The 12,247-nt window shown below is 46.9% G+C and carries 10 protein-coding genes; 4 read left to right on the forward strand and 6 right to left on the reverse strand.

The window, feature by feature from the left end; all coding sequences use genetic code 11:
* Positions 1-58: 58 nt before the first annotated feature.
* Entirely contained in the window at positions 59-1,060 is a 1,002-nt protein-coding gene (locus QWY22_RS02705) for a M15 family metallopeptidase (protein WP_300982892.1), read from the forward strand.
* A gap of 37 nt (positions 1,061-1,097) precedes the next feature.
* On the opposite strand, the gene cls is transcribed toward QWY22_RS02705, so the two are convergent.
* The 5 genes from cls to QWY22_RS02730 form a co-directional block, all read right to left on the reverse strand.
* Entirely contained in the window at positions 1,098-2,552 is a 1,455-nt protein-coding gene (gene cls, locus QWY22_RS02710; RefSeq protein ID WP_300982894.1) for a cardiolipin synthase, read from the reverse strand.
* Positions 2,553-2,701: 149 nt separating this feature from the next.
* Positions 2,702-3,532 carry a squalene/phytoene synthase family protein gene (locus QWY22_RS02715; protein ID WP_300982895.1) on the reverse strand — a complete coding sequence of 277 codons (831 nt, stop codon included), beginning with the start codon at positions 3,530-3,532 and terminating at the stop codon, positions 2,702-2,704.
* A gap of 195 nt (positions 3,533-3,727) precedes the next feature.
* A complete protein-coding gene (locus tag QWY22_RS02720; protein ID WP_300982896.1) occupies positions 3,728-4,447 on the reverse strand; it encodes an HAD-IIB family hydrolase in 720 nt (239 codons plus the stop codon).
* Positions 4,392-5,654 carry a glycosyltransferase gene (locus QWY22_RS02725; RefSeq protein ID WP_300982897.1) on the reverse strand — a complete coding sequence of 421 codons (1,263 nt, stop codon included), beginning with the start codon at positions 5,652-5,654 and terminating at the stop codon, positions 4,392-4,394. Before QWY22_RS02725 ends, QWY22_RS02720 begins: the two co-directional genes overlap by 56 nt.
* Positions 5,655-5,831: 177 nt before the next feature.
* Positions 5,832-6,686 (reverse strand): MBL fold metallo-hydrolase, encoded by an 855-nt coding sequence (locus tag QWY22_RS02730; protein WP_300982898.1) that lies wholly within the window; start codon positions 6,684-6,686, stop codon positions 5,832-5,834.
* 190 nt (positions 6,687-6,876) lie between these two features.
* Between QWY22_RS02730 and QWY22_RS02735 the strand changes: the two genes are divergently transcribed.
* Positions 6,877-7,995: an NAD(P)/FAD-dependent oxidoreductase gene (locus tag QWY22_RS02735; protein ID WP_300982900.1), complete on the forward strand. Its 1,119-nt coding sequence runs from the start codon at positions 6,877-6,879 to the stop codon at positions 7,993-7,995.
* Between the two features lie 15 nt (positions 7,996-8,010).
* Positions 8,011-9,546: a GNAT family N-acetyltransferase gene (locus QWY22_RS02740; RefSeq protein WP_300982902.1), complete on the forward strand. Its 1,536-nt coding sequence runs from the start codon at positions 8,011-8,013 to the stop codon at positions 9,544-9,546.
* 24 nt (positions 9,547-9,570) lie between these two features.
* Here QWY22_RS02740 and QWY22_RS02745 read toward each other — a convergent pair whose 3' ends face one another.
* On the reverse strand, positions 9,571-10,785 hold the full coding sequence (locus tag QWY22_RS02745; RefSeq protein ID WP_300982913.1) for a helix-turn-helix domain-containing protein: 1,215 nt from the start codon (positions 10,783-10,785) through the stop codon (positions 9,571-9,573).
* Positions 10,786-10,901: 116 nt separating this feature from the next.
* Here QWY22_RS02745 and QWY22_RS02750 point away from each other — a divergent pair, with 116 nt between their 5' ends.
* On the forward strand, positions 10,902-12,197 hold the full coding sequence (locus tag QWY22_RS02750; protein WP_300982923.1) for an MFS transporter: 1,296 nt from the start codon (positions 10,902-10,904) through the stop codon (positions 12,195-12,197).
* Positions 12,198-12,247: the final 50 nt, after the last annotated feature.

The following is a 12,247-nucleotide window of genomic DNA, read 5'->3' on the forward strand; positions in this document are numbered from 1 at the left end:
GAAATCCGCTGGAAGAAATGGTAGAATAAGAAGGAATTAGACAGAAAGAAGGCACATAATGAAATCACGCTCTCCAATCAATCAAAAAAACAAAAAAACCTATATAAAGTGGGCATCAATCGCGGCAGCAGCTTTGGTCGTGTTAATTGCAGTATTCTGGCTCTATAATCAGGAAAAAAACACAGATCCGGTGAATAGTGCAACAGCCCCGTCCCAAAGCCAGCAACCGGCGACTTCGGAAGAAAAACCGGAAGAGAAAGTTGCAGAAGAACAAGCGGCGAAAGAGAAAGCTGCGGAAGAACAGGCAGCAAAAGAGAAAGCTGCGGAAGAACAGGCAGCAAAAGAGAAAGCCGCAGAAGAACAAGCGGCAAAAGAGAAAGCAGCGAAAGAGGCAGCCGATAAGAAAGCTGCCGAAGAACAGGCAGCCAAAGAGGCGGCGGAAAAAAAAGCGGCTGAAGAAAAAGCTGCAGAACAGAAGCCGGCTTCTGGCGATAAGCTGGATGCCACCCAATACCCGGAAGACTTAGCGCTGCCTTCAAAGCCGACGATTATATCCGGTGTTTTATTGGCCAACAAGCAGCATCCGCTGCCTGCGACTTATGCACCCGGTGAAGTGAAAGAGGCAAGAAGCGCATTTGAATCATTGCGGGCGGATGCATTAAAGGCCGGCATCGATTTAACGGCTTTCAGCACATACCGTGATTTTGGCCGCCAAAAAGAATTGTATGCAGGCTATGTAGCAAAAGACGGCCAGCAAGCCGCTGACCGTTACAGTGCACGGCCGGGGTATTCTGAGCATCAAACGGGACTCGCTTTCGATATCGGCGAATCCGGGCAGGAGCAGCATTGGGCTTCGTCTTCGTTTGGCGATACCAAAGGCGGAATATGGCTGAAGGACAATGCCCATAATTACGGATTCATCCTCCGTTATCCAAAAGGCGCAGAAAAAATTACAGGCTATATGCACGAATCCTGGCATTACCGTTATGTTGGAAAAAAAGTGGCCGCTGATATTCATTCCAAGGGAATCACCTTGGAAGAATACCTGGGGGTAAATTAAAAGATCGTCTCCTCCGGGAGACGATCTTTTTTAAAGTTTAGAGAATCGGCGACAGCAGTCGGGCAATCGATTCTTTTGTTTTGATCATTCTTGTTCGCGCATAGTACAGGCCAAGTGTCAGCTCTTCCGAAAGCTCCATGTCCTGATAAAACAAATCAGCCAGTTCACTGGAAACCTTATGGTCATAAATAAAAGCATTCACTTCAAAATTCAGCTTAAAGCTGCGCACATCAATGTTGGCCGTGCCGACCGTAGAAACTTTGTCATCCACGACAATCATTTTTGTGTGAAGAAAGCCATTGTCGTAGATAAATACGCGGGCACCCGCTCGCAGCATTTGGCCGGCATAGGAATAGGTCGCCCAGTAGACAAATGGATGGTCCGGTTTGTTCGGAATCATGATGCGCACATCAATTCCTGACAACGCCGCGATTCGCACCGCGTCGTAAAAGCTGGGATCCGGAATAAAGTAAGGCGTTTGGATATAGATGTACTCCTCCGCCATATTAATCATTTTTATATAGCCGTCTTTTATCTGCTCCCATTCTTCATCAGGTCCGCTTGAAACGATCTGCATAGCCGTATCTCCTTTTTTAGGGAGTGCCGGAAAGAAGACTTCGTCGTATTCAATGTCATTTCTTGCGGATGCCTGGTTCCAATCCAGGATGAAGCGTGTTTGCAGCGGGTGCAAGGCACTTCCTTCCAAGCGCAGATGCGTGTCCCGCCAGTAACCGAATTTCCGGCTTAGGCCCAGGTATTCGTCTCCCACATTGAAGCCGCCGATATAGCCTACTCGGCCATCAATGACGACAATTTTTCGGTGGTTCCGGTAGTTCAAGCGAGGGTTGATGATAGGCAAAATAGAAGGGAAAAAAGTTTCCACTTCTCCGCCTGCCCGGATAAATTCTTTGAAATGTCTTTTGCTGATCCGGCGGGAACCCATATCATCGTATAGTAAGCGCACTTTAACGCCTTCTTTCGCTTTGGCGGTCAAAGCATCCATAATCCGATTGCCAAGCTGGTCCAGCCGGAAAATATAGTATTGGATATGTATGTGGTGTTTTGCTTGTTCGATATCCTGGATCAATGCATCAAATTTTGCACGGCCGTCATTAAATACCTGGACAGCGTTATCCTGGGTCAATACAGCGCCGTTATTTCTTAAATGCAAATAGACCAGGTCCTGATAATTTTGGACTTGGGGATCTTTAAACGGAAATTCGTTGTCATGAAGGTCGTTCATCTGGTGGGCAATTAAATTTTCAATTCCGACACGTTCCCGGCCTTCCCATTTGAAGAGCGTTTTTTTTCGAAGGCGTCTACCTAACAGCAGGTAGATAAAGAAACCGAAAATGGGAATGAAAAATAAGACCAGAATCCAGGCCCAAGTAGAAGTAGCGTCGCGGCGCTCTAGAAAAACAAGCGCTGCGGCGAGGAAAATATTAAGTATAAGCGTTGCGGCAGTGAGGATACTTAAGATTGATGCAGTCATGGTTCTCCCTCATTCATTAAAAAGATCTGTACAACCAGTATAGACTATTTGGGCGAAAGGAAGAAGGAAAGAGACCGCTTCATCAAGTTAATAAATCTTAAAAATATGGAAAATAAAAACATCCAACATAGAGTTGGATGTTTTACAGCCTAATCGATTTTTTCTTCTTGCTTCAGTTGTTCCACAATGCCTTCAACCTCTTTGCGGGTCATTTTTTCTTTGCCCGATTTCAACGCTTTCAACGTACTGTGGGCAAGTGCGAGCGGTACTTTGCAGAACATCAAAATGCGTTTGTTTTTAATGGATTTAACGTACAGGTCTGCTTGGGCCAAATTATTATTGGCGTAATTAAACATATCATCGCGGTTCCAGCCGTCTGGCACAAAGGTAACACCGCGTTCAAGATCTTCATCGTAGTTCCGCAGCATGTTAACAGCCTGCAACCCGCGCCCGAAAGCAATGGCAAGCTCCGGATCAGTTTCCGTGCCGTCGTGCCATTTCCATAAATCGGACAACATCGTACCGACAAGGCCCGCAACATAGTAAGTGTAGTCATCCAGCTCTTCTTTTGTGTGGATGACCCATTTTTTCTCTACCCACTTGGCCATGCCGCCTGCCATAATAGCGGTCGATTGGTTGATTTTGCCGACAATTTCCTCAGGACAGACGCTGATCCAGTCAGCAAGGCGCTGAGTTACAGGAGGCAAAATATGTAGATATGGGCGAATCAGTTCCTGATAGCGGTCACGGTCGAAATCAGTTTGAAGCATTTCACTGATAGTCAGCAGCAAATGCCGTTTGATGTCGTCATCCATTTCGGGATGGTCTTCAATTTCGTCGATTGCGCGCATGCAAAGGTATGCGGAAGCAACGGTTTTTTTCAATGTCGGTTCTAAAAAATTGATTGGGATGAAAAAAGTCCGGCTTGTTTCTTTCAACATGACCATGGACTCTTTTTGCAAATTCGCGACTTTACTCATCTCAATTCCTCCTGTTCGTAGGCAAGATATAAGCTATGTACAGATAGTGTGATATAGCGGCACTGCTTTAAATCACGAAACTGCCTTTCTACTAAATATAAACCAAATAGCTAAAAAAACAAATATTTACTCGGAATCGAGGCAGTCGGAATATCTAAAAAACCTTTTCCAGCCGTCGTCGAGGGCTGGAAAAGGTTATTCGGAATGAAAGTGGGTCCATGCCTCGTGTATGCCTCCGGCAAAGCCTTTTTTCGCTCGGAAAATACGGGGATGCTCATCACTTTCCAACAGTTCAGGCTGGGCATTGCCCACAATAACGGAAGGGAAGCCGAGCGTCAGCATTTCCAGATCATTGCCCGAATCACCGGCAACAAGCAGTTTGGCATCTTCCACTTTGTATTTATCCAAAAGATATTGAAGAGCGCGGCCTTTGCCGCTTTCCATAGGCACAATGTCCACGTCTTTGCCGCCGCTGAAAATCAATTTATGCGGTATGCCAGACGCAGCTAGCTTGTTCCTGAACTCTTCAACAGGCTTTTCATCTGAAACATAGTATGAACAGCGGTTTTCCAGAAACATTGGCTGCTTGGTAAGGCCGGGAACGGTCGCAGCAATGGCGTGAATTTCTTCCGGCATCCAATTAGCTTTGATCCGTTTTTGCCATTCCAGGTCTTTGTCGAAGGAGTTGCCGACATAAATGCTTGAGCCGACATCGGTAACCAAGATATCCGGAACCGGAAGATTTTCTTCTTCGATCAGCGACAAGGCGGAATCAAAGTACCGGCCGGTGATGTAAATCAAGGAAACGTCGTAAACCTGTTCTTCGTAAAACTCCAGCAATTGCTGAAGGCCGTCTGGGTCACCCACCAGTGTTCCATCCAGGTCGGTTGCCAGTATATGTTTTGTTTTCTGCACTTGTAATCACCTCATACATTGAATTGACACGATTTGAAATAGATGTCCAGTCAAAATCACGGCTGGCAATACGCACTGCCTGGCGGCTTAAGCGTTCAACCAACAATGTGTTTTTCGACAATACTTCCATTGCAATGGCCAAATCTATTTCGTTTTTCGGATCAACTAAAAGTCCGGTGATGCCGTTTTGCACCACATTTTTCAATCCGCCGACATCGGAGGCGATTACCGGGCTTCCGCAGGCTTGTGCTTCAGCTGCCACCATGCCAAACGATTCGTAATAACTTGGAACAATGGTTGCAGTCGCAATATTAAACAACAGGGAAAGCTGCTCTTGCGATTGCGGCCCTAAAAATTCCACGTGTGCTTCGATTCCTTTGACGGCATTGCGCAATTTTTCATCAAGCGGCAAACGCGTTTCCGCATCAATAGCATCCTCTTCGCCGCCGGCAATCAAAAGCCGTGGTCTTAAACTTTCGTCGCCTTTTTGGATGAGCAATTGGAATGCTTCCAACAAAGTGAAAATGCCTTTTGTTTCTTCCAATCTGCCGGCGAAAACAAAGAGGGGGGCGTCATAGCCGGCCTTTTTTCTAAGATGTGTACGGATTCCACGCACTTTAAATGCTTGGTCAACTCCAATGGGGATTACTTTTATAGGAGAAGGAGAGTTGACGTTATGTTGAATCAACTGTTTTTCATTGTTGGTTGTTGCCAGAACTTCGTCTGCAGCCTGTAAAATTGCTCTTTCTGCTTTTATGCGGCGGGCGTCCCGAATTCCTGTCGCTTTTGCTTTTGCCCAGCCCAAAGAATGGGAAGTATGGACAAGCGGAAGCCCAAATTCTTCTTTTAACCGTTTTCCGATCAAGCCGGACAGCCAGTAATGCGTGTGAACGAGATCATATGAAGAAAGCAGCAGCGTGCTTTTCATTTCTTTATAAAATGCCGGAAGCATTGTATACATTTCATCTTTTGATACGAAACCTTTATGTCCTGCTTCAATGCGGATTACGTGGCAGGCAGTTCCGAATTTTTCAATTTGCGGTGCTGAAGCGTCGCACCAATGGGTAACGACATCTATTTGCCAGCCATTTTTTTCAAGGGCAAGAGCTAATTGTTTTACGTAGTTATTTTGGCCACCGGCTTGCTTGCCGCCTAATTTTGCCAGCGGATCTCCGTGGTCAGAAACAAATAGCGCCTTTTTAGTCATCGTGCTCATCTCCATTCCTAATATTGCAGTTTCTAAAGAAAACGAGACTGGACTATTTGTATTCCCTTTTTCGAAATGTTTAAACATTAAATTTTCATTTCTTTTCGTGCCTCTAAGAATTGAGAGGAAATTCCCGGAAAAACCCCCTGAAAGCCATGCTTTCAAGGGGAGTGTCCATTACTGGGCTTTTGGCTGTTCTACAAATTTACCGTATTTAGGTACAGCGACTTCCTGAAAATTATTGGCTAAATTCACTAAGCCTTTGGCAAGGGCTGCGCCGCGCATCGGTTTTCCGTGTCCGGTTGCTGCGACTGAAGGCCGAAGTTCGACAATCTTAACAATGGATTCCCAAGCGGAACGCCAATCGGGCGTTAAATATACCGGTGGGCCGTGCACTTCCCGTTTTTGCGTCAGCACTTTGTAAAGGGAATCTTGTTTGACGGTGACAAATGCATCGCCGGCAAGCAATACCCGTCCATGATCCCGGAATAGGGAGACATGGCCTTCGGTGTGTCCAGGCGTATGAATCCATTGCCAGCCCGGCATTTCAGGGACCGTGCCATTTGCTGGAAGCTCCTGGAGGTGTGCGGAAATATCGATTGCTTTATGCGGGAACTCCCACGACATTTTGGCTACCGTTCCGCCGTCCACTTCGTGGTCCGGTGCCGGGTAATCGGAAGCTCCTTTCAAGTATGAAAATTCAAGAGGGTGGGCATAGACCGGAACCCGGTGTTCTTCGAGAATATCAATCAAGCCGCCGACATGGTCAAAATGGCCATGGGTCAGGATAATGGCTTTTAACCGGTGATCGGGCCCGAAAAGGTCTGCGGCTTTAGATAGGATGCGATGGCCCGAACCTGGCATTCCGGCATCGACCAATACCCATTCGTTGCTGATTTCAGGATTGCCGATAAAAAAGACGTTTGCAATTTGAACGGTGTAGCAATAAACTCCAGGCACCACTTCCGTGCCTGAACCGTCCCGGATGGACGTTACCGGCAAAATTTTTTCAGTTGATGAACTTCTTTCCATTCGAATTCCTCCTTCTTGGTTCCTCATACTCATTTCTATATATTGCTTTACCCCAAAACTGGATTTCGAATCACCCATTGAGGGCTTTAAAAGGGGAGCTGTTTGAGTAAAAGCGGCATCTCCAGTAAAATGAATGCATATAGAAACTTGAAATAAAGTGCAATAAAAAAATAGGAACTAGGTGTTATACATGAAATCAGTCATCATTATCGGCTCTGGCATTCTGGGTGCCTCTGCCGCTTATCACGCGGCCAGATTAGGTTCAGCTGTCACTTTGATCGACCGCCAAGATGCCGGACAAGCGACCGGTGCAGCGGCAGGCATCGTCTGCCCTTGGATATCGCAGCGCAGAAACAAGGCATGGTACGGCCTGGCAAAAAGTGGAGCCGCTTATTATCCAGAGTTAATAACGGAACTGGAACAATTAGGTGAATCAGATACCGGCTATAAGCAAGTCGGGATTGTCAGCATTCATGAAGAAAGCAAATTGGATAAAATGGAAGCGAAAGCATATGAGCGGCGGGAAGAGGCTCCGGAAATGGGGGAAATCAACCGTTTGTCTCCCCTTCAAACGAAAGAGTTGTTTCCTTTTGCTTCTGATGAATATGGGTCTCTGTTTGTCAGCGGCGCGGCACGCGTGGAAGGCCATGCCGTCAGAGATGCTTTAATCCGTGTGGCTGTAAAACTTGGGGCCAGAAAAGTTACCGGCAACGCCAAACTAATTGTGGAAGATTCACAAGTGACAGGAGTCCGGACGGAAACAGAAGAATTTTTTGCAGACAGCATCGTCTCGGTAGGCGGCGCATGGGCAGCTGAGTTGTTTGAACCGCTTGGACTGGCTTTGGACATTGTTCCGCAAAAAGCTCAAATTCTTCACATGCATGTAGAAGAAGACTCCGCGGTTGACTGGCCGGTAGCAATGGTGCCGTACGGCTTGTATGTTGTGCCTTTTTCAGGCGGCCGCATTGTGGCTGGTGCAACACATGAAAATGATGCGGGGTTTGATACAAAGCTGACCGCGGGCGGCATCCATCACATTCTGGATAAAACATTGGACGCTGCTCCGGGGCTTGCGGCTGCAGAAGTGACGGGAGCTGGCACCGGATTCAGGCCATCCACCCAAAGCGCGCTGCCGGTGATTGGGCGGGTCCCTGGCCAACAAAATTTGTATATGGCCAATGGCCTCGGTTCTTCGGGCTTAACGGCCGGCCCTTATCTCGGCAAAGAATTGGCGAAACTGGCGCTCGGGCAACCTATCGACATCGATTTGAGTCTTTATAAAGTAGAAGAAGTATTCCGTGGAAAATAGGAAGGCGGGAATCGCTTGTATTGGTGCAAAGTTGCTCGGACCCAATCTGAATTTGACGAAATCGCCAAATTGAATTATGAAACCTTTGTGGAAGAAATTCCACAGCACGAACCGGATCCATCCGGTACACGCGTTGATTCTTTCCATGGACAAAACATTTATTTGATTGTGCTGGCGGATACGGCCATTGTCGGCATGATTGCGCTTCGCGACGAGCGTCCGTTTTCACTTGATAAGAAAATTGGGAAGGTAGAAAATTTTCTTCCGCATTTTGAAAAAATCTGTGAGATCCGCCTGATGGCTGTACGAAAACCCCATCGCAATGGGCGCGTGTTTTTCCTGTTGGCCCGGGCGTTGTCGGATTACTGTTTTGAACAAGGATACGACGCTGCCGTCATTTCAGGAACGACGAGGCAATTAAGGCTCTACGGCCAAATCGGCTTTCACGCATTTGCCGATCCGGTGGGTGAAGGAGAAGCGGTCTTTGTTCCCATGGTGACGACGCGCCAGCATTATGCAGAATCCGTAGCAGCCAGGCTGCAGACCAAAAGAAAATTGTTTCATCCTGGGCCTGTCCAATTGACCGAAAGACTTGCGGCGCCTTTTCAAGATTTTCCCGTATCCCACCGGTCTTCGGCATTCCAGGCGCTTTGCCAGGAAGTAAGAAACCGGCTGCATCTATTGGCGGAAGCGAATCCGCATATACTGGCTGGAAGCGGCACGCTTGCCAATGAAGCGATGATTGCCCAGTTGAAAAAGGAGCAAGCAAAAGGGCTGATTCTCGTGAACGGGGAATTCGGCAAGCGCCTGAAAAAACAAGCCGACAGATGGCAGCTTTCTTTTGATGTAGTAGATGCCGACTGGGGCGAAGCTTTTTCGCTGGATCATATCAGCAGGCAGCTGGCTGGCGGAGAATATGGCTGGCTGCTAATGGTGCACGGAGAAACGTCTGTCGGCATGCTGAACGATTTGGATGCCATAGGGGAGTTGTGTGCGGAGCTTGGAGTGAAATTATGCGTAGATGCTGTCAGTACATTCGGTGCTCTCCCATTTTCCTTGAAGAACGTCTGGCTCGCCACGGCAGTAAGTGGAAAAGCGGTTGGAACCGTAAGCGGATTAGCCATCGTTTTTTCCCATCACGAAATTGAACCGGATCCGCACCTGCCTGCTTATCTCGATATCGGCTTGTATGGCAACAAAGTGCCGTTCACTTTGTCATATCCGTTATTGAAAAGTTTCAAGCAGGCGCTGGCTGCCTATCCGGAAAGGTATTCGCTCTTGCAGGAACGCTTTGAAACGATGAAAATGGAAACCGGTACTTGGCCCGCTTTAGCGGAAGGCTATCCCATGCTGCTTACGTTCAAAGCAGAAGCGGACTTCAAACAGTTTCCGCTTGATGCACACCTGTCGGGATTTGAATTGCATGCCAAAAGCGGCTATTTGGTAAACCGCAATTTATTTCAAATTTCCTGTATCCAGCCAAGCTTTGAAGCAGATTGGGAATCGCTCATGAAATTTCATAAAGTTTACACGGAATACCACCAATTATAAAAACCCGCCAATTGGCGGGTTTTTTTATTGGGTGATCTGCCAGTATACATCCAAGATGAATTTTTTATAAGGCAAGTCCAGCATCGGTTCGATATTTTCTTTGGCGATGGCCGCGTGCTTCACTGCTAAATCATGTTGGCCTTGCTGTTCATAAATCAGCGCCAAGTACGCGTCTTTTTCGTAATTCATTGATAAGTCGTAAGGATGGTGAAGGTGTTCGTAGATCTGATGCTTTTGTAGCCAATAAAGCGCTTCATCCATTTTTTTCAGCCCATATAATGCTTTCCCTTTCTCCAAATAAAATTGAAAATTGTCTTCGTCTTTGTATTTTTCAAGATTGAAATCGATTATAGGGGTCGCTTTTTCATAGTCATGTGCGAAGGAATTAAGGTAATGAGCTTCTAACAGATCAAGAGTCGTTTCAATCTTTTCGTCTTCCGAAAACTCGGCGAACAACCGAAGTTTGCTGACGTAATATCCTTTCCGTTGAAGATCGCCTGAAAGCATGGCATGGAAACTCATCACCCGGTAAAGGTCGTTGATCTTGTAGTAAATTTGATGTTCTCGTGAATAATCAATGCCTTCTTTTAAAACGCGGAGCGCTTCCATATCTTCTCCAATGGCAAAGTATAGGATGGCTTCCAGAAAATCGAAGTCGAGTTTTTTCAAAGAATCAATGACGGCATCCCGTTCTTCGAAAGAGCGCCGTGAGTCCTGCAGCATTTTCAAGGCTTCCGCGTAGTCGTGCTGCTGAAACGTTACCATGGCCCGGAACATATGGACATCGGCGCTGTTATTGATTAAATGCAGCCCTTCGTACATGGCTTCCGCCCGTTCCAGTACCGGCTGCCAGTCCGGAAATTTTGCATAGTACAGACAGCGGCTATAGATTTCCAAAAGCCGGGCGGACTCGTAGCGGTAGGGCAGCTTTTCGGCATACGGTTCGATCTTATCGACAATGGGTTTGAAATCATCCGGCTGATACAGATCTGCTTTATAAAGCGTTTCAACTTCCTGAAGCAATTCGCGCAGTTCCGTTGTCGGGACTTCCTCAAGCAATTCATTCGGATGGACACCGAGCTGTCCCGCTATATAAGCTAAGCTTTCCATGGAAGGTTTGGCTTTGTTGTTTTCAATCAAGCTAAGCATGCCTTTCGTCAGAACTTCACCTGCGAGTGTCTGCAATGTAAGGCCTTTTTCTTTGCGCAATTTCTTGATGCGTTCGCCCAATGTTTCCACTCTACCACCTCTTTCAAATATTAGTTTAATTATATTAAACTTTCTCTTGTATTGCTAGTTTCGGCATGTTATATTTTGTTTAATTAAATTAAACTTACTAAAGGGGAGCGAGAAAAATGTCAGAAGCGGCAAAGCTTAAACGGGCAAGTTACCATTTGTACACATTCACGGTCAGTAAATTGATTTCAACTTTCGGCAGCAGTGTTTATGCATTCGGGATTAGCTTATACGTGTTAGCTTTAACGGGATCGGCTGCGAGTTTTGCCATCAATCTCATCAGCAGTATTTTGCCTCGGACAATTTTGGCACCGCTTGCCGGGTATGCGGCCGATAATTATTCGAAGAAAAAGCTGATTATCGCATCGCAGCTCGGCGGTATTCTTTCAGTCGGCGGATTGCTGGGGTATAGCATGATTGCAGGGCTGTCGCTTCCGGCCATTTATACAGCAACGGCCTTGGTATCGGTTTTCTCCATGTTCAACGGTGTCACGTTTTCGGCATCCATCGCGAATTTGATCGATTCAGACCGCATCCAAAAAGCGATGGGATTTAACCAATCGGCGGTTTCCCTTGCGGCGATCGGCGGACCTGTCATCGGAGGTGCTTTGTTCGGATTTGTTTCCATGAATGTTTTTCTCGTCATTGAAATTGCCGCTTACTTCATCGCACTTTCCCTGGAAGCGACGATGAACTTCAAATTGTTTACCACTGTTGAAGCGAAGTCGAAAGAACAGCCGAAACCATCGGTCATTCAAGGCATGAAAGAAGGCGTCGCTTATTTAAGAACCAACCGGGTGATCATGGTCATTGTGACGACCGCTATCGGGCTGAATTTCTTTTTCTCTGCATTGATGATCGGCTTGCCGTTTATCGCGATTCAGCAATTAAAAGTGGAGTCGGCTCATTTTGGTGTAATCGAAGCCATGATTGCGGTCGGCATGCTGGCGGGATCCATTTACTTCTCTGTCCGAAAAGAAGTGAAGTTTCCGCTGCTGTTTTCCAAGCGAGCCATTCTGATGATGTCCGTGCTTCTTGCTGCCCTTGGTTTGCCGCTCATCTTAGAATTTTCTTATAACCTGAACGTCGGCTACTTGATCATTCTGGTGCTCGCTTTCGGTGTGTCGAATGTGTGTGTGAATACACCGATTGGCATCATGATGCAAAAAGACGTCGACGAGGAATACCGCGGACGCGTCTTCGGAATCCTGGAATCGATGGCAATGGCGATGATGCCGCTTGGGTATCTGTTATTCGGCTTGCTGTATGATCAGGTTCCGGCCGAATACGTGGTTTTGGGAAGCAGCCTGTGCCTAATCGTTTTAACCGCATATATGATCCGGACAAGCGTGATCAAAGAAGCATACCCTGCACTTGGCAATTCTTCCGACAGCGTGATTCTGCAAAAACAATAAAACATGTTGCCAGCCGGACTCCAGCCTTGGGTCCGGCTGTTTTTCGTATT

The sequence above is a fragment of the Planococcus liqunii genome (assembly GCF_030413595.1).
Lineage (GTDB): Bacteria > Bacillota > Bacilli > Bacillales_A > Planococcaceae > Planococcus > Planococcus liqunii.